Genomic DNA, 17,451 nt, shown 5'->3' with positions numbered 1-17,451 from the left:
GACGGGGCGGTACGCAAAGGTGTTTCGTTACCGAGCCGTGACGTTCCTGTGCGTGGGGACAGGCATCCGTGCAGGAGCTGCGGTGCCGGCGTGGTGCCCTGACCTGCGCCAGGCGGATGGTCCGGCAGGGTGTTCGGGAGGCCCGGGGGCGCACCGGTGGACGGCGGGCCGGTCAGCCGTGCTGTCCCGGTCAGCCGTGCTGGCCCGGTCAGCTCTGCTGTCCGGCTTCCTCGTCGAGTTCGGCCTGGGACCGCAGGACGCAGAACTCGTTGCCCTCCGGGTCGGCGAAGACCACCCATCCGCCGTCCGGGTGGCGCAGGTCGGCGAGCTCCACGGCACCGATGCCGCGGAGCCGCTCGATCTCCTCGTCGCGGGTGCGGTCGGTGGGGCGCAGGTCGAAGTGGATCCGGTTCTTCACGGCCTTCGTCTCGGGCACCTGGAGGAACAGCACCGTGTGCGATCGATCGGGTGCTGTGATCTCGCACTCCTCGTGCCCCGGAGCGTTCGGGTCGTCGGGCAGGTCCACGTACCCGAGCACCTGCTTCCACCACTCGGACTGGGCGTAGGCATCGCGGGAGTCGATCGTGGTGTGGGAGACAGCGCTGACCATGCCGCGACACTACCGCCGGGGAACGCAGCTGCGGGGGACGGGGGGAGACGGGGGACGGGGCGGGCGACGGGGTGGGCGACGGGGTGAAGACGCCGTCGTGCTGCTCCGACGCCGCGGTGCTCGCGAGACGCCGCCAAATTCGGCGGCGTCTCGGGGACTCGGCGGCGCCCAACCCACACGACGGCGTCTCGCGCTGCCCGCCAGCCGCTGCTCACGAGCCCGGCTGGCGACGTGCGCTGATCGGTGCTGCGCGGAACAAGGGGAGCCCGGCAGCCGACAGCACCGCAGCCAGCGCTCGTGCATCCGCAGCCTCCCGCATCGTCCACCGCGCGAACCCGCGCACCTCGGGATCCCGTCGGAGCGCGTCCTCACGGTTCTTCTCGTCCCACAGCGCTCGAGGGTCGTCGTACTTCAAGCGACCGTCGAACTCACCGATCACCCCGGCGTCGGGCCACCAGAAGTCCGTCCTGAACCTGCCGAGCGGTGTCTCGAACTCGCGCTGCAGCTCCGGAGCAGGACCCCCGAGGTCACCGGCGGTGACGCGGCTGATCGACTCGCCGGGCGATTCGGCACGGGCATCGGCGAAGTCGATCGCGGCGGCAGCCTGTCGGCATCCGCGCAGGCGCCCGGGTGGTTCGAGCGCGGCGAGTGCGGCGACGAGCCCTTCGCGGCCGACCAGGGCAGACCGGAGCACGTGGTCGAGCACGACGACGGCGTGGGTGAACGACTGTCGACGCGCGATGTCGAGCACGGTCCGCTCGAGCGAGGTCGTCGGGATCCCGTCGACCACGACGCGTTCGCCGTTCCGGATCCGCCCAGCGTGACGGACGACGCCTCGACCGGTGTGCGTCTTGTCGAGCCGGACGTCGATCACGTGCAGCCGCCAGTCGGTCGCGTCGAAGTCAGGCAAGCCCCAGAGCGCCGCGGCCGAGGTCCCCGAGACGACGCACTCGGACTGCAGGGACCCGTACCGTGCGCGGACGAACAGGCGCCGGCGTTCCAGGGGTGAGAGCGCCTCCCACTCCGGACGTTCGACGGCGGCGCCGTGGAACAGGCGTACCGGCTCGTGCAGGGCCGACGGGACACGGACCAGTGCTGTCCGGGCGAGCGCGTTCATCCCCGCAGCATGGAACGCGACCACGGCGCGAGGCGACTCGCACACCGGACCGGTGGAGAGCCTCCAGGCCGTTGCCGCCTGTGGAGGAGTCGCAAGACGCCGTCGTCTCCGAACCACGCCCGGAAAGCGTTGAGACGCCGCCGGATTCGGCGGCGTCTCAACGACACGACGGCGTCTTGCGGACCAGAACCGGCCCGGCCCGCGGTCTAGCTGCGGTAGTTCGGCGCCTCGACGACCATCTGGACGTCGTGCGGGTGGGACTCCTTGAGCCCCGCCGCGGTGATGCGGACGAACTTGCCACGGGCCTTCAGCTCGGGGATCGTGCGACCGCCGACGTAGAACATCGACTGCCGCAGCCCACCGGTGAGCTGGTAGACGACGTTGCCGACCGAGCCGCGGTAGGGCACCTGGCCCTCGATGCCCTCGGGGATGAGCTTGTCGTCGTTCGGCACGTCCGCCTGGAAGTAGCGGTCCTTCGAGTACGAGGTCTTCTTGCCGCGGGTCTGCAGGGCCCCGAGGGACCCCATGCCGCGGTAGGCCTTGAACTGCTTGCCGCCCACGAACACCAGGTCACCGGGGGACTCGTCGGTGCCGGCCAGCAGTGATCCGAGCATGACGGTGTCGGCACCGGCGACCAGGGCCTTCGCGATGTCGCCCGAGTACTGCAGGCCACCGTCGGCGATGATCGGCACACCGGCTTCACGTGCGGCGAGGGACGCCTCGTACACGGCCGTCACCTGCGGCACACCCACACCGGCGACGACGCGCGTGGTGCAGATCGAGCCCGGGCCGACACCGACCTTGACGGCGTCGACACCGGCGTCGATGAGCGCCTGGGCGCCCGCGCGGGTGGCGACGTTGCCGCCGATGACGTCGATCGCGTCGAACGTCGGGTCGGCCTTGAGGCGGCGGACCATGTCGAGCACGCCTTCGCTCTCACCGTTGGCGGTGTCGACGACGAGCACGTCGACGCCGGCGTCACGCAGGGCCTCGGCGCGCTGCCAGGCGTCGCCGAAGAAGCCGATCGCGGCACCGACGCGGAGCCGGCCCTCGTCGTCCTTGGTGGCGTCCGGGTACTGCTCGCTCTTGTCGAAGTCCTTGACGGTGATGAGGCCGCGGAGCTTGCCCTCGGCGTCGACCAGCGGCAGCTTCTCGATCTTGTGCTGGGCGAAGATGGCGATCGCCTCTTCGGGGTCGATGCCCTCGAGCGCGGTGATCAGCGGCGCCTTCGTCATGACGTCGCGCACGTACGTGGTGGCCTGCTCGAACGTGGCCACGAAGCGCATGTCGCGGTTCGTGATGATGCCGACGAGGGTGCCGTCCTGCTCGACGACCGGCAGGCCGGAGACACGGAACTGGCCGCAGAGCGCGTCGACCTCGGCCACGGTGGCGTCCGGGGTGGTGGTCACCGGGTTGGTGATCATGCCCGACTCGGAGCGCTTGACCTTATCGACGTAGGCAGCCTGGTCCTCGATGGACAGGTTGCGGTGCAGGATCCCGATGCCGCCCTGGCGCGCCATGGCGATCGCCATGCGGGCTTCGGTGACGGTGTCCATCGCAGCAGAGAGCAGCGGGACGTTGACGGAGATCCGCTTGGTGAGCCGGGACGCGGTGGACGCCTCGCTCGGGATGACGTCGGTGTGCCCGGGCAGGAGCATGACGTCGTCGTACGTGAGTCCGATGAATCCGAACGGATCCGGCTGGTCCATGGGTCCCCTTCGTGGGCGAGTGAAGTGTCGAGACACCGGGAACACGACGACGGGTTCCGGATAGGACATGGTAACGCGAGCGGCTGTCGCCGCATTCCGCCTGGAGGCACGGATCGCGCCCGCCTCGGAGCATTCCTCCACAACGTCACAGTTCGGGTACGAATCACACAGGGAACGTGTTGGAAACACGGGTGTCACAAAATCCCCATAGGTTCCTCGTCATCCGAACGAGAGGCTCTTCCGTGGGATCCATCACTCCTCCGGGACGGGCGCAGCCGCGCCTGTTCCGCCTCCGCCAGACACGACGACGACCGGTCCTCGCGGCCGTGCTCGTCGCCGCGTTCCTGGCGACCTTCCTGATCGACTGGGCGGTCACCCTGCCGGCCTTCAGTGCCACGTCGGCTCCGGCCACCAGCCAGGCGTGCACCGTCAGCCCCGACAACGGGTGCATCCAGGGCACGATCACCGACTCCGAGCGTGATCCGGCCGAGGGCGTCGACGTCGACGTGACCGGCCCGAGCGGCTTCGACCAGACGGCCACGACCAACGCCGACGGCCGCTGGTCCGTCAAGGTCGAGACCGCTGGCGAGTACACGGTGAGCGTCGACCAGGGCACCCTGCCGAAGGGGCAGTACCTGACCAACGCCGCGGACGCCGAGCGGAAGGTGCAGGCGACGCTGAACGCCAACGTCGGGCAGATCTTCCAGCTGTCCGACCAGAAGGGCGCGACGACCTCGTCCGACTCGTCGGGTGTGAGCATGCAGCGGGCCTGGCAGCAGTTCGCCTCCGGGCTCCGGCTCGGCCTGCTGATCGCGCTGGCGTCCATCGGGCTCTCGCTCATCTACGGCACGACGGGGTTGTCGAGCTTCTCGCACGGTGAGCAGGTCACCCTCGGCGGTCTGCTGGCGTACGTCTTCGCCAACCAGCTCGGCTGGAACATCTGGGTCACCGGCATCGTCGTCACGCTGTTGTGCGCCGCGACCGGGTACCTGCAGGACGCCGCGATCTGGCGCCCGCTCCGGCGCCGACGCATCAGCCTGACGCAGCTCATGATCGTGACGATCGGGCTGTCGATCGCCGCCCAGTACGCGTTCCAGTACTTCTTCGGCGCCTCGACGGTCCGCATCCAGCAGGGCAACCCGGAGACCGTGCGGTTCGCCGGCGTGACCCTGACGGTGCAGTCCTACGTCGCCATGGGGATCGCGCTCGTGGTCCTCGTCGCCACCGGGCTCTTCCTGGCGAAGACGCGCTTCGGCCGGGCCACCCGCGCCGTGTCGGACAACCCGGCGCTCGCCGCGGCCTCCGGCATCGACGTCGACCGGGTGATCCGCTTCGTGTGGACGCTCGCCGCCGGTCTGGCTGGCCTGTCCGGCGTGATGCTCGGGCTCGTCCTGAACGGCGTGAACTGGCAGACGGGGCTCCAGCTGCTCCTGCTCATGTTCGCCTCGGTCACGCTCGGCGGCCTCGGTACCGCGTACGGCGCCCTGGTCGGCTCGATGATCATCGGCGTCGTCGTGGAGCTCACGAACCTGGTGCTCCCCGGTGACTTCAAGTACGCCACCGCCCTCGTCATCCTCATCCTCATCCTGCTGTTCCGGCCGCAGGGCATCTTCGGCCGCGCCGAGCGGATCGGCTAAGGGAGCACGCGCATGGACTACATCCTCAACCTGCTGTCCTCGCTCACCCAGGAGGCACTCGCCCCGACCACGGCGGCGTTCGCGCTGGCCGCGATCGGCCTGAACGTGCACTTCGGGCTCACCGGGCTCGTGAACATGGGCCAGGCGGCGTTCCTGCTGCTCGGGGCCTACGGCTTCGCGATCTCGATCACCAACGGACTGCCGTTCGTGATGGCGGTGCTCATCGCCCTGCTCGTCTCGATCGTGTTCGCGATCATCCTCGGCGTCCCGACCCTGCGGTTGCGCGGCGACTACCTGGCGATCGTCACGATCTCCGGCGCCGAGATCATCCGCATGGTGGGCCGCTCGAGCCTGCTCACCTCGACCACGGGCGGCTCGAACGGCATCACCGGGTCGAGCTACCGCGACCCGTTCACCGCCCTCAGCCCACTGCCCGACGGCACCACCACGATCCTGTGGTTCACGTACGCCAACAACGGCGTCAACGGCTGGTGGATCCGCATCGCGGCGTGGGCCATGGTCGCCCTGTTCACCCTGGTGCTCTTCCTGCTCATGCGCAGCCCGTGGGGCCGCGTGGTGAAGGCCATCCGCGAGGACGAGGACGCCGTCCGCTCGCTCGGCAAGAACGTCTACTCGTACAAGATGCAGGCGCTCGTGTTCGGTGGGGCGCTCGGTGCGATCGCGGGCATCATCTACGTCCTGCCGAGTTCCGTGCAACCGGACGCCATGGGCCGCTCGATGACGTTCTTCATCTGGACGGCGCTCATCCTCGGTGGCGCGGCGACGGTGTTCGGACCGGTGCTCGGAGCCGTGCTCTTCTTCGTCGTCCGGCTCTTCATCCGCACGCTGGCCGGCGACTTCATCCCCGACTCGATCATGAACGCACAGCAGGCCGAGCAGTTCTCGTACGTGCTCGTCGGCGTCGCGCTCATGCTGCTCATCGTGTTCCGTCCACAGGGGTTGCTCGGCAACAAGAAGGAGCTGACGTTCAGTGTCTGAGACCTACGGCCACCCCAAGGCCGACCCGATCCTCACCGTCGACGACGTCACCCGCCGCTTCGGGGGCATGACCGCCGTGGACGTCGACCACCTCGAGGTCCAGCGCGGCTCCATCACGGCCCTGATCGGCCCGAACGGCGCCGGCAAGACCACGTTCTTCAACCTGCTCACCGGATTCGACAAGCCGAGCCCCGGTGCGAAGACGCAGTTCAACGGCGCTACGCTGCAGAAGACGAGCGCGACGCACATCGCGAACAAGGGCATGGTCCGCACCTTCCAGCTGACCAAGGCCCTGTCGCGGCTCACCGTGATGCAGAACATGCTGCTCGGCGCTCGCGACCAGCCCGGCGAGAACTTCTTCGCCGCCCTGGTCAAGCCGGTGTGGGCGAAGCGGGAGCGCGAGATCACGGCCAAGGCCGAGGACCTGCTCGCCCGGTTCAAGCTCGACACCAAGGCCGACGACTACGCGGGCTCGCTGTCCGGCGGGCAGCGGAAGCTGCTCGAGATGGCCCGGGCGCTGATGTCCGACCCGACGATGATCATGCTCGACGAGCCGATGGCCGGCGTGAACCCCGCGCTCACCCAGTCGCTCCTCGGGCACATCCAGTCCCTGCGCGACGACGGCATGACCGTGCTGTTCGTCGAGCACGACATGCACATGGTCCGGCACATCTCGGACTGGGTGGTCGTGATGGCCGAGGGCAAGGTCGTCGCCGAGGGCCCGGCGGACACGGTGATGGACGACCAGGCCGTGATCGACGCCTACCTCGGTGCGCACCACGACACCGACCTGGGTGACGACTCGCTCCTCACCGAGGAGACCTTCGAGGAACTGGCAGAGGAAGTCGCGGAAGAAGACGCGGCGGACGCAGCAGCAGAGGAGACGACCCGATGACGGACCAGGCGGACCCCACGATCGCGAGCAGTGCCTCCAGTCCGTCCCCGGCGGCCACACTGGAACGCGAGCCGGTGCTCAGCGCGAAGAACCTCGTCGCCGGGTACCTGCCGGGCGTGAACATCCTGAACGGCTGCGACCTGGACTGCTACCCGGGCGAGCTCATCGGCATCATCGGACCGAACGGGGCGGGCAAGTCGACGCTCCTCAAGGCGCTGTTCGGGCTCGTGTCCATCCGCGAAGGCTCGGTGACCCTGCAGGGTGACGACATCACGAACCTCAAGGCGAACAAGCTCGTGCAGGCCGGTGTCGGCTTCGTGCCGCAGACGAACAACGTGTTCCCGTCGCTGTCGATCGAGGAGAACCTGCAGATGGGGCTGTACCTGCGGCCCCGGAAGTTCACCGAGCGGCTCGAGGTCATCTACGACCTGTTCCCGATCCTCGCCCAGCGGCGGAACCAGCGGGCCGGATCGCTGTCGGGCGGTGAGCGGCAGTCCGTCGCGATGGCCCGGGCGCTGATGATGGACCCGAAGGTGCTGCTGCTCGACGAGCCGAGCGCCGGACTGTCCCCCGTGCGTCAGGACGAGACGTTCCTGCGGACCCGCCGGATCAACAAGGCCGGTGTGTCGATCATCATGGTGGAGCAGAACGCGCGACGCTGTCTGCAGATCTGCGATCGTGGGTACGTGCTCGACCAGGGGAAGAACGCGTACTCGGGCACCGGGAAGGAACTCGCTGACGATCCCAAGGTCATCGAGCTCTACCTGGGGACGCTCGCCAAGGACGTCGACGCACAGCGCTAGCGCTGTCGTCGGCTACGGGTACCGCTGTGGGGGTGGTATCCGTGACGGGTGGGGCCGTGCGTGGTCGCTTCGCGCCGCACGGCCCCGCTCCTGTACCCGCCCCGGAGGCGCGGCTCGCCTCTGGTCGCGTCCGATCGCGTCTGGTCGGGTGACTGTGGTCGCGTCTGGTCGCGTGACTGTGGTCGCATGACGCCGTCGTGTTCCGTCGACGCCGCGGTCCCGTCGAGACGCCTCGGAATCCAGCGGCGTCTCGTCGGGATGGCGGCGTCCTGCGCTGACGACGGCGTCTTCCGTTGACGACGGCGTCGCCCGTCGCACCCGGCCAGGAGGCGCTACTCGCCCCGCGCGGGTCGGTATCGTTCCGCAGGTGCAGAGACTGTCGGTGAGCGCGATGGACGCCCTGGTGTGGGTGGTCTTCATCGCGCTGTTCGTCGGTGCGGCGCTGCTCGTCAAGGTCGCGGCGGTGCTCCTCGTCGTCCTCGTGGTGCTCGCGCTCCTGCTCGGCTTCGTGCTGCGGGTGCTCCGCAAACGCCGACGAGCCCCGCGCCGCCCGCGCTGACGGCTCCGCCGTGACGGCTGCACGGTGCGAGGTTGCCCGTCGTCCGCACCGTCCGGCCCGTGCACGCCGCAGAGCCCGCCCGGTAGGCTGTCCTGGTGAGCGAAGTCGAGATCGGTGCAGGCAAGCGCGGACGTCGGGCGTACGCGTTCGACGACATCGCGGTGGTCCCCTCCAGGCGGACGCGTGACCCGCGCGACGTCAGCGTGCAGTGGTCGATCGACGCGTTCACGTTCGAGTCGCCGATCCTGTCGGCACCGATGGACTCCGTGTCCTCGCCCGCGACGGTCATCCAGATGGGCAAGCTCGGCATCCTGGGCGTGCTCGACCTCGAAGGCCTGTGGACCCGCTACGAGGACCCGACCCCGTACTACGACGAGATCAAGTCGCTCACCGACGGCAACGTCACGAAGCGCATGCAGGAGATCTACTCCGAGCCGATCAAGGCCGAGCTGATCACCGCCCGCCTGGCCGAGATCCGCGCAGCCGGGGTGCCGGTCGCCGGTTCGCTCAGCCCGCAGCGCACCCAGGAGTTCTCGAAGACGGTCGTCGACGCCGGTGTCGACCTGTTCGTCATCCGCGGCACCACGGTCTCGGCGGAGCACGTCTCCCAGACCGAGGAACCCCTCAACCTCAAGAAGTTCATCTACGAGCTGGACGTCCCGGTGATCGTGGGCGGCGCCTCGACCTACACGTCGGCGCTGCACCTCATGCGCACCGGTGCCGCCGGTGTGCTCGTCGGCTTCGGTGGCGGCGCAGCGTCGACCACCCGTGCCGCACTCGGCATCCACGCCCCGATGGCCACCGCCGTCGCGGACGTCGCAGGTGCCCGTCGCGACTACCTCGACGAGTCGGGCGGCCGCTACGTGCACGTCATCGCCGACGGCGGGCTCGACACCGCGGGCGACATCGTCAAGGCCATCGCCGTCGGCGCCGACGCCGTCATGCTCGGCACCGCGCTGGCCCGTGCGACCGAGGCCCCGGGTGGCGGCTACCACTGGGGTGCCGAGGCGCACCACCCCGAGCTGCCGCGTGGCCGCCGGGTCGAGGTGGGCACGATCGCCCCGCTCGAGAACGTCCTGAACGGCCCGACGCCGACCCACGACGGCCGCGCCAACCTGGTCGGTGCCCTGCGCCGATCGATGGCGACGACCGGATACTCCGACGCCAAGGAGTTCCAGCGAGTAGAAGTGGTCGTGGCGCCGTACCACCAGTGACGGTGGCACCCGGACACTGCTCCGGGTGACGCCTCGGCGCCGACCGTGACCCGGAGGCGACGATGGCGAAGTCCAGCACGACGAAGCAGACCAGCACGGCCGGACGTCCGCGTGACGTCGCGCCCGGCGTGGGGTTCGACCCCACGGCGAAGCTCGGACCGGACGAACGTGCGGCCGCGATCGAGACGCTGAAAACCAAGGAGCTCGACGTCCTGGTCGTCGGCGGCGGCATCGTCGGTGCGGGCAGTGCGCTCGACGCCGTGACCCGCGGCCTGAGCGTCGGCATCGTCGAGGCCCGTGACTGGGGCTCGGGGACGTCGAGCCGTTCGTCGAAGCTCGTGCACGGCGGCATCCGGTACCTCGAGCAGCTCAACTTCGCACTCGTCCGCGAAGCCCTCATCGAACGCGGGCTGCTGCTGCAGCGCATCGCCCCGCACCTGGTGAAGCCCGTGCGCTTCCTCTACCCGCTCAACCACCGAGTCTGGGAGCGCTTCTACATCGGCATCGGCATGGCGATGTACGACGTGTTCAGCTGGTCCGGCGGCCGTCCGCCCGGCGTCCCGCACCACCGGCACCTCAGCCGGAAGCAGGTGCTCAGGAACATGCCCGGGCTCAAGAAGGACGCCTTCGTCGGCGGCATGACGTACTACGACGCCCAGGTCGACGACGCGCGCTACGTCGCGTCGCTCGTGCGCACCGCGGCCTCGTACGGTGCCGAGGCGGCGAGCCGCGTCCGCATCGAGGGGTTCATCAAGGTCGGAGAGCGCGTGGTCGGCGCGCAGGCACACGACATCCAGACCGGTGAGCGGTTCGAGATCCGCGCGAAGCAGGTCGTCAACGCCACCGGTGTCTGGACCGACGACACCCAGGCGATGATCGGCACCCGCGGGCAGTTCAAGGTGCGGGCGTCGAAGGGCGTGCACCTCGTCATCCCGCGCGACCGGTTCCCGTCGAACACGGGCATGATCCTGCGCACCGAGAAGAGCGTCCTGTTCGTCATCCCGTGGGGCCGGCACTGGCTCGTCGGCACGACCGACACCGACTGGTACCTCGACAAGGCGCACCCGGCGGCGACCGCGGCGGACATCGACTACATCCTCGAGCACGTCAACAAGGTGCTCGCCGTCCCGCTGACCCGCGAGGACGTCGAGGGCGTCTACGCCGGCCTCCGCCCGCTGCTGGCGGGGGAGTCCGACCAGACGTCGAAGCTGAGCCGCGAACACGTCGTCGCGCACACCGTGCCCGGGCTCGTCGTCGTCGCCGGCGGCAAGTGGACGACGTACCGCGTGATGGGCAAGGACGCCATCGACGAGGCCGTCGCGGCCATGGACGGCAGGATCCCGGAGTCGACGACCGAGGACATCCCGCTCCTCGGCGCGGAGGGCTACCCGGCCGCGTGGAACCGACGCGCCCGCACCGCACGGAGCTGCAACGTGCACAAGGTCCGGATCGAGCACCTGCTCAACCGGTACGGCACCCTCGCGACCGAGGTGCTGCAGCTCGTCGAGCAGGACCCCGCGCTGGCCGAACCCCTACCCGGGGCCGACGACTACATCGGCGCCGAGGTCGTGTACGCCGCCTCGCACGAGGGCGCCCTGCACCTGGAGGACGTCCTCGCCCGCCGCACCCGCATCTCCATCGAGGCCTGGGACCGCGGCGAGTCAGCGGCGCCCGTCGCCGCGAAGCTCATGGCGGACGTGCTCGGGTGGGACCAGGAGACGACCGAGCACGAGGTCGCGAACTACCTGAAGCGCGTCGCCGCAGAACGGGAGTCGCAGCTGCAGCCCGACGACGAGAGCGCGGACCGCGTGCGGCTCGAGGCTCCGGACATCGCGTTCGGCTTCGACGAGGACGACGTGGTCGTCGGTGGCGGCCGTTCGGACGGCGCGGAGGGCGCGAAGGCGTCCGACGAGCAGGTCATCGGCGAGAAGACGAGCGAGCCGGAGTGAGGAGGCCCGCAAACGCCGTCGTGTCAGCCAGACGCCGGCGTCTGCGGGTTGCGTAAGACGCCGTCGTCTCGGGTCGACGCCGTCTGGTCGCCGAGACGCCGCCGAACATGGCGGCGTCTCGCGGTGGGCGAGGCGTCACGACGAGACGACGGCGTCTTGCGGAGTCCACCCGCGCCTCCAGGACGGAAGACCGGAAGACCGGAAGACCGGAAGGACGGAAGACCGGACTGGAGGCCCGTGGTGCGTCCGTCAGACGGCGCGCGCCCGCAGGGCCGCACGGCGCACGTGCACCGCCTGGCCGACCACGAGCACCACCGGGATCCCGATCAGCGCGACGAGGCTCGTCACGTACAGGGCGCCCGACCAGATCGTGTGGGCACCGCCGCCGACCCCGTAGGCATCTGCGACGTCCATCTGCAGGGCGAACGCGGCCACGAACGACATCGGCGTCCCCATCACGACGACCGCGAGCAGCACCGCCGCGATGACGTGCGGCCTCGCCCGGGTGATGAGCAGCAGCACCGACAGTCCCGCGGCGAACAGGACGCCGACGACGGCGATCCCCACGACGGTCGCGATGTCCGCCCCGACCGAGAACCCCTGCTCCGAGAGCTCGGCGTGGATCTCGGCCAGGCTCGCACCGGGGACCGCGGCGAGCGGGTCCAGCACCAGTGCGTTCAGCGCGAGCAGTGCCGCGTACAGCACGACGACCAGCACCCCGACGACGGCCACGACGATCCGTGTTCTCCCCATCCACAGAACAGTAGTGCGCGGAATGCGCGGGGTCACCGGGTGGTTATCATCGGGGTACTCGAAGAGGGAGCCATCATGGTCGACGTCCATCGCGTCAAACTCCCCGGAGTCGGCGTGCTGCACAGCTTCTACACCGACGACGGTGGCAAGTGCGGTGTCATCACGCACCGGTCGGGGCACTCCGACCTCATCTCGTTCGCCGACGTCTCCGACGGCGCGGACAAGTCCGAGAAGGTCTCGCTCCGTCTCAGCGAAGACGAAGCGCACACCCTCGCCGAACTGCTCGGCGGCACCCGGATCACCGAGGGCCTCGACAAGCTCGACGAGATCCCCGGGCTGTCCATCGACTGGTTCTCGGTCGACTACGACGACGCCATCGCGGGCAAGCCCCTCGGTGACCTGCACGACTCGGGCTTCATCGGCCTGACCGTCGTCGCCGTGGTCCGTGGCGACAGCGCCAACCCGGCGCCCTCGTCGGACTTCGTCGTCTTCCCCGGTGACACCATCGTCGTGGCCGGATCCCCCGAGAAGGTCGCCAAGGCGTTCTCCTTCTACCGCAGCGGAGAGCTTGCGGCCGCCTCGGCCGAGGCCCCGCGGAAGAGCTAGCGCATGCACCTGGGTGGTGAGCTGCTCACCATCGGTGTGCTCTTCGTCATCGCCTACGTCCTGGGCCGACTCGGCAAGACCATCGGTCTGCCAGCCATCCCGATCTACATGGTGGTCGGGCTCGTCGCGAGCCCGAACACGCCGTGGTTCGGGCTGAGCGTCGAGTCCCACACGATCGAGCTCATCGCGACGTTCGGGCTCATCCTGCTGCTGTTCAACCTCGGGCTCGAGTTCGACCAAGAGGAGTTCTACGGCAACGCCGGCAAGCTCCTGGTGTCGGGCGGCACCTACGTCGTCATCAACATGGGCGTGGGCTTCGCCTTCGGGTTCTCGCTCGGCTGGGGCACCCGTGAAGCCCTGATCATCGCGGGCATGACGGCGACGTCGTCGAGCGCCATCGTGACGAAGCTCCTCATCGAACTCCGCCGTCTGGCGAACGACGAGACCCCGATGATCCTCGGCGTCACCGTGATCGAGGACGTCTTCATCGCCGTGTACCTGGCGATCGTCTCCGTCGTGCTGTCCGGCGACACCAACCTCTGGGCCGTCGTCGGCAAGCTGGCCCTGGCGTTCGGGTTCCTGATCGTGATGTTCACGCTCGCGCGCTTCGCGGGCAAGTGGGTCTCGAAGATCTTCGCCACGCGTGACGACGAGCTGTTCACCGTGCTGTTCTTCGGACTCGCGGTCATGTTCGGCGGCATCGGCGACCTGCTCGGTGTGACCGACGCCATCGGCGCCTTCGTCATCGGCCTGCTCTGCGGAGCGACCCGGTACCGCGACCGCATCGAACAGCTCGCCCTGCCGATGCGCGACGTCTTCGCGGCGTTCTTCTTCGTGAACTTCGGGCTCGGTCTCGACCTGTCGACCTTCGGCGAGGTGCTCTGGCCCGTCCTCGGCGCCATCGGCATGACCATCGTGCTCAACGCGGTCGCCGGCCAGATCGTCGCGCGGATGAACGGCTTCAACGTCCAGCAGGGCATCAACACCGCCGTCATCCTGGTGAACCGCGGCGAGTTCGCGCTGATCCTCGCGACGCTGTCGGCTGCCGCCGGGCTGGAGGCGCGGATCACCGCCTTCGCGGGCCTCTACGTCCTCTGCATGGCGGTCCTCGGGCCGCTGCTCGCGGTGAACTCGGACCGGATCGGCCGCCTCGTGGTGCGCCCGGGCCGGCTCATCCGCCTGCGCGGACGCCTGGGCGGCCGACGTGCCGTCGCCGCGGCAGCCGCCGCCGAGAGCGCCGAAGCAGCCGAGGCCGAGGCGGACGCCACCGCCGCGGCACGGAAGGCCGAGCGGGATCGCCAGTTCGCCGAGGAGTTCGCCCTCGTGGAGGCCGCTGGCAGGGACGAGCGAGACAATGAGGGGCCCGAGCCGACGTCCGCACCCGTGACGTCGCCGGTCGAGAACCCCGCCGAGCGCCCCGAACGCCCGGTCCGACAGCGCGATCCGGAGTACTGATACAGATGTGGGCCGTTGCCCGACGACCGAGGTGGATCGCGCTGCTGTTGCTGGCGCTCGTGCTGGCGGCGGTGTTCGCCGGGCTGGGCAAGTGGCAGCTCGAGCGGTCCATCGCCAACGGCAAGCCCCTGCCGGCGACCACCGAGACCCGCCGCACGCTCGAGGCGGTCACGACCCCCGAGCGCCCCGTCAGCGAGAGCCTCGCCGGGCAGAAGGTGACCGTCACGGGGACCTTCGTCGCCGACGACACCACGGTGCTGACCGGACGCACCGGGGGTGGGAAGTACCAGACCGTCGGGCACCTGGTGGACTCGGATGGTGGGGCGAGCCTCCCGGTCGTCATCGGGTGGTCCGACCAGCGGTCGGCCGCCGTCGCCGGGGGCGAGCGCCTGGCGGACGGCCAGACGCTCACGATCCAGGGCCGGTACTACCCGGCCGAGTCCCCGGACCAGGACGCCTACAAGAAGGCCGAGTACTCGGCCGTCGCGCCCGCACGGTTCGTGAACACCTGGCAGGCCTTCGACGACCGCATGTACCTGGGGTACGTCGTCGCCGACGGTGCCACCGCGAAGGCCGCCGACCTCGGCACCATCGCCGACCGTGCTCCGTCACGCGAGGTCCAGTTCGACTGGCTCAACCTGTTCTACGCGATCGAGTGGGTCGTCTTCGCGGGCTTCGCCGTGTTCCTCTGGTACCGATTCGTGAAGGACGCCTGGGAGCGCGAGCAGGAAGAGGAGCGCGAGGCACTGCTCGCCACCGAAGCCGACGCGCTCCGACGGTAGGATTGCCGGCATGGCCCTGACCGTCCGAACCCGTGACATCCCCAAGATCCCGGGGGCGGTGAAGTGGTACCGCGTCTCGGCGTACATCACCGGTGTGCTGCTGCTCGCCCTGGTGGTCGAGGTCATCATCAAGTACACGCCGCTGCAGCTCGAGATGCAGCTCGGCAACGGCCCGTTCTTCGTGCCCAACGGCACGGCGGGCGAGACCCCGGGCACGTTCAACCTGTCGATCGCGATCCTCATCGCCCACGGCTGGCTGTACGTGCTCTACCTCTTCACGGACTTCCGTCTGTGGAGCATCATGCGCTGGAGGCCGTCGCGCTTCCTGCTCATCGCCCTCGGGGGCATCATCCCGTTCATGTCCTTCGTGGTCGAACACCGTATGCAGCAGAAGGCCATGGACACCTACCACGAGCTGATCGCTGCCCAGCAGCGTGAGAAGGAGGCCGCTCGGTGAGCGAGACCGAACAGCGTCCCGTCCTCGTCGTCGACTTCGGGGCCCAGTACGCGCAGCTCATCGCGCGTCGGGTCCGAGAAGCGAACGTCTACAGCGAGATCGTGCCGCACTCCATCACCGCGGACGAGATCCGCGCCAAGGACCCGGCGGCCATCGTGCTGTCCGGCGGTCCGTCGTCCGTGTACGAAGAAGGCGCGCCGTCCCTCGACGGTGACATCCTCGACCTCGGCGTCCCCGTGCTCGGCATCTGCTACGGCTTCCAGGCCATGGCGACCGCCCTCGGTGGCGAGGTCGCGAACACCGGGCTGCGCGAGTACGGCGCCACCGACGTGACCCTCGCCCCCGGCACCAGCACTCTGCTCGGCGACCAGCCGGCGGACCAGGTGACGTGGATGTCGCACGGCGACTCCGTGGCCAAGGCACCGGCCGGCTTCGAGGTGCTCGCCTCGAGCGCATCGACGCCCGTCGCGGCGTTCGCGTCCGACGAGCGCAAGCTCTACGGCGTGCAGTGGCACCCCGAGGTCAAGCACTCCGTGTACGGCCAGGCCGTGCTCGAGAACTTCCTGCACCGTGCCGCGGGCCTGCCCGGCGACTGGAACTCCAGCAACGTCATCGAGGAGCAGGTCGCCCGCATCCGCGAGCAGGTCGGCTCCGCACGGGTCATCGCCGGTCTCTCCGGTGGTGTCGACTCCGCCGTCGCCGCAGCCCTGGTGCACAAGGCCGTCGGCGACCAGCTCACCTGCGTCTTCGTGGACCACGGACTCCTGCGGGCCGACGAGCGCAAGCAGGTGGAAGAGGACTACGTCGCCTCCACCGGTGTCCGGCTCATCACGATCGACGCCGAGCAGCAGTTCCTCGACGCCCTCGCCGGCGTGAGCGACCCCGAGCAGAAGCGCAAGATCATCGGGCGCGAGTTCATCCGCACGTTCGAGGGCGCAGCCGAGGCGCTCGTGCTCGAGGCCCAGGCGTCCGACTCCGATGCCGAGGTCAAGTTCCTCGTGCAGGGCACGCTCTACCCGGACGTCGTCGAGTCCGGCGGCGGAGCGGGCACCGCGAACATCAAGTCGCACCACAACGTCGGCGGCCTGCCCGAGGACATGACGTTCGAGCTCGTCGAGCCGCTGCGCACCCTGTTCAAGGACGAGGTCCGTGCCGTCGGTCGCGAGCTCGGCCTGCCCGAGGTCATCGTCGGTCGCCAGCCGTTCCCCGGGCCCGGCCTCGGCATCCGCATCGTCGGCGAGGTCACGAAGGACCGGCTCGAACTGCTCCGCGCGGCCGACAAGATCGCCCGCGAAGAACTCACCGCGGCCGGCCTCGACGAGGAGATCTGGCAGTGCCCGGTCGTGCTGCTCGCCGACGTCCGCTCCGTGGGCGTGCAGGGCGACGGCCGGACCTACGGCCACCCGATCGTGCTCCGTCCGGTCTCGTCCGAGGACGCCATGACCGCCGACTGGACGCGTCTGCCGTACGACACCCTGGCGAAGATCTCGAACCGCATCACGAACGAGGTGCCCGACGTCAACCGGGTCGTGCTCGACGTCACGTCGAAGCCGCCGGGGACGATCGAGTGGGAGTAGGGCTCCCCTGAGCGACGGGAGGCCCGGTACGCGTCACGCGTGCCGGGCCTTCGTGCGTCCGGGGGCGCTGCCGGAGCGGCGGGCGGTGCTGACGGGGTCGTTGAGTGGTCACAACACCCCGCGGGCCCGGTGCCGAGGGGTCACGAAGTGTCGACTGGCCCCGGCTCCGGCGACGCTTCGTGACCACTCGGCGGGCGACCGGCGGGGTGTTGTGACCACCCGGGACCGCCGCCGCCACCGCCACTGCCTCCCGCCACCGCCACCGCCCCGGCCGTCGCCGACCACCGGCCCGGGAACGACGAAGGGCCTCGGCAGCGCCGGGGCCCTTC

16 protein-coding genes are annotated in these 17,451 nt (G+C 69.5%); 12 read left to right on the top strand and 4 right to left on the bottom strand.

All coding sequences use genetic code 11. The features are described from left to right. Positions 1–208: 208 nt before the first annotated feature. From MXD64_RS16495 to guaB, 3 genes are all read right to left on the bottom strand, one after another. Entirely contained in the window at positions 209–610 is a 402-nt protein-coding gene (locus MXD64_RS16495; protein ID WP_071250160.1) for a VOC family protein, read from the bottom strand. Between the two features lie 211 nt (positions 611–821). Beyond that, entirely contained in the window at positions 822–1,727 is a 906-nt protein-coding gene (locus tag MXD64_RS16490) for a hypothetical protein (protein WP_263136824.1), read from the bottom strand. 206 nt (positions 1,728–1,933) lie between these two features. After that, a complete protein-coding gene (guaB, locus tag MXD64_RS16485) occupies positions 1,934–3,436 on the bottom strand; it encodes an IMP dehydrogenase (protein WP_017885479.1) in 1,503 nt (500 codons plus the stop codon). A gap of 326 nt (positions 3,437–3,762) precedes the next feature. On the opposite strand from guaB, the gene MXD64_RS16480 reads away from it, so the two are divergent. The 7 genes from MXD64_RS16480 to MXD64_RS16450 all read left to right on the top strand — a co-directional run bounded on the left by MXD64_RS16480 (position 3,763) and on the right by MXD64_RS16450 (position 11,492). Beyond that, entirely contained in the window at positions 3,763–5,073 is a 1,311-nt protein-coding gene (locus tag MXD64_RS16480) for a branched-chain amino acid ABC transporter permease (protein WP_017885478.1), read from the top strand. Positions 5,074–5,085: 12 nt separating this feature from the next. After that, positions 5,086–6,072: a branched-chain amino acid ABC transporter permease gene (locus tag MXD64_RS16475; RefSeq protein ID WP_017885477.1), complete on the top strand. Its 987-nt coding sequence runs from the start codon at positions 5,086–5,088 to the stop codon at positions 6,070–6,072. Beyond that, positions 6,065–6,967, top strand: a complete 903-nt coding sequence (locus MXD64_RS16470) for an ABC transporter ATP-binding protein (protein ID WP_017885476.1) — start codon at positions 6,065–6,067, stop codon at positions 6,965–6,967. The genes MXD64_RS16475 and MXD64_RS16470 overlap by 8 nt, the downstream gene beginning before the upstream one ends. Then, a complete protein-coding gene (locus MXD64_RS16465; RefSeq protein ID WP_263136823.1) occupies positions 6,964–7,770 on the top strand; it encodes an ABC transporter ATP-binding protein in 807 nt (268 codons plus the stop codon). Before MXD64_RS16470 ends, MXD64_RS16465 begins: the two co-directional genes overlap by 4 nt. Positions 7,771–8,137: 367 nt before the next feature. Next, on the top strand, positions 8,138–8,329 hold the full coding sequence (locus MXD64_RS16460) for a hypothetical protein (protein WP_139179596.1): 192 nt from the start codon (positions 8,138–8,140) through the stop codon (positions 8,327–8,329). A 95-nt stretch (positions 8,330–8,424) separates the two neighbouring features. Then, a complete protein-coding gene (locus tag MXD64_RS16455; protein ID WP_017885473.1) occupies positions 8,425–9,543 on the top strand; it encodes a GuaB3 family IMP dehydrogenase-related protein in 1,119 nt (372 codons plus the stop codon). 62 nt (positions 9,544–9,605) lie between these two features. Continuing rightward, on the top strand, positions 9,606–11,492 hold the full coding sequence (locus tag MXD64_RS16450) for a glycerol-3-phosphate dehydrogenase/oxidase (protein WP_214563224.1): 1,887 nt from the start codon (positions 9,606–9,608) through the stop codon (positions 11,490–11,492). Positions 11,493–11,741: 249 nt separating this feature from the next. Here the strand turns inward: MXD64_RS16450 and MXD64_RS16445 are convergent, their stop codons facing one another. Further along, on the bottom strand, positions 11,742–12,245 hold the full coding sequence (locus tag MXD64_RS16445) for a hypothetical protein (RefSeq protein WP_263136822.1): 504 nt from the start codon (positions 12,243–12,245) through the stop codon (positions 11,742–11,744). A gap of 75 nt (positions 12,246–12,320) precedes the next feature. Between MXD64_RS16445 and MXD64_RS16440 the strand changes: the two genes are divergently transcribed. The 5 genes from MXD64_RS16440 to guaA are packed head-to-tail and all read left to right on the top strand — an operon-like array spanning position 12,321 to position 17,122. Continuing rightward, a complete protein-coding gene (locus MXD64_RS16440) occupies positions 12,321–12,851 on the top strand; it encodes a cation:proton antiporter regulatory subunit (RefSeq protein WP_017885470.1) in 531 nt (176 codons plus the stop codon). Positions 12,852–12,854: 3 nt separating this feature from the next. Continuing rightward, entirely contained in the window at positions 12,855–14,306 is a 1,452-nt protein-coding gene (locus tag MXD64_RS16435) for a cation:proton antiporter (protein WP_263136820.1), read from the top strand. Between the two features lie 5 nt (positions 14,307–14,311). Further along, positions 14,312–15,088 (top strand): SURF1 family cytochrome oxidase biogenesis protein, encoded by a 777-nt coding sequence (locus MXD64_RS16430; protein ID WP_071250173.1) that lies wholly within the window; start codon positions 14,312–14,314, stop codon positions 15,086–15,088. A 10-nt stretch (positions 15,089–15,098) separates the two neighbouring features. Beyond that, positions 15,099–15,545 (top strand): DUF3817 domain-containing protein, encoded by a 447-nt coding sequence (locus MXD64_RS16425; protein WP_042539755.1) that lies wholly within the window; start codon positions 15,099–15,101, stop codon positions 15,543–15,545. Beyond that, the gene (gene guaA / locus MXD64_RS16420) at positions 15,542–17,122 is read left to right on the top strand and encodes a glutamine-hydrolyzing GMP synthase (RefSeq protein ID WP_017885466.1); all 1,581 of its coding nucleotides are present in this window, start codon (positions 15,542–15,544) and stop codon (positions 17,120–17,122) included. The genes MXD64_RS16425 and guaA overlap by 4 nt, the downstream gene beginning before the upstream one ends. Positions 17,123–17,451: the final 329 nt, after the last annotated feature.

It is taken from the genome of Curtobacterium sp. Arg-1 (assembly GCF_025643395.1).
Classification (GTDB): Bacteria; Actinomycetota; Actinomycetes; order Actinomycetales; family Microbacteriaceae; genus Curtobacterium; species Curtobacterium poinsettiae.
The sequence above is the reverse complement of the archived record's forward strand: the minus strand, read 5'-3'. Positions and strand labels throughout refer to the sequence as shown.

Bases quoted from the DNA above. Each gene is read 5' to 3' on its own strand.
- MXD64_RS16490 (WP_263136824.1), bottom strand. From the start codon at position 1,727: ATGAACGCGCTCGCCCGGACAGCACTGGTCCGTGTCCCGTCGGCCCTG.
- MXD64_RS16435 (WP_263136820.1), top strand. From the start codon at position 12,855: ATGCACCTGGGTGGTGAGCTGCTCACCATCGGTGTGCTCTTCGTCATC.
- MXD64_RS16440 (WP_017885470.1), top strand. From the start codon at position 12,321: ATGGTCGACGTCCATCGCGTCAAACTCCCCGGAGTCGGCGTGCTGCAC.
- MXD64_RS16465 (WP_263136823.1), top strand. From the start codon at position 6,964: ATGACGGACCAGGCGGACCCCACGATCGCGAGCAGTGCCTCCAGTCCG.
- MXD64_RS16450 (WP_214563224.1), top strand. From the start codon at position 9,606: ATGGCGAAGTCCAGCACGACGAAGCAGACCAGCACGGCCGGACGTCCG.
- MXD64_RS16475 (WP_017885477.1), top strand. From the start codon at position 5,086: ATGGACTACATCCTCAACCTGCTGTCCTCGCTCACCCAGGAGGCACTC.
- MXD64_RS16425 (WP_042539755.1), top strand. From the start codon at position 15,099: ATGGCCCTGACCGTCCGAACCCGTGACATCCCCAAGATCCCGGGGGCG.
- MXD64_RS16445 (WP_263136822.1), bottom strand. From the start codon at position 12,245: ATGGGGAGAACACGGATCGTCGTGGCCGTCGTCGGGGTGCTGGTCGTC.
- MXD64_RS16430 (WP_071250173.1), top strand. From the start codon at position 14,312: ATGTGGGCCGTTGCCCGACGACCGAGGTGGATCGCGCTGCTGTTGCTG.
- guaB (WP_017885479.1), bottom strand. From the start codon at position 3,436: ATGGACCAGCCGGATCCGTTCGGATTCATCGGACTCACGTACGACGAC.
- MXD64_RS16495 (WP_071250160.1), bottom strand. From the start codon at position 610: ATGGTCAGCGCTGTCTCCCACACCACGATCGACTCCCGCGATGCCTAC.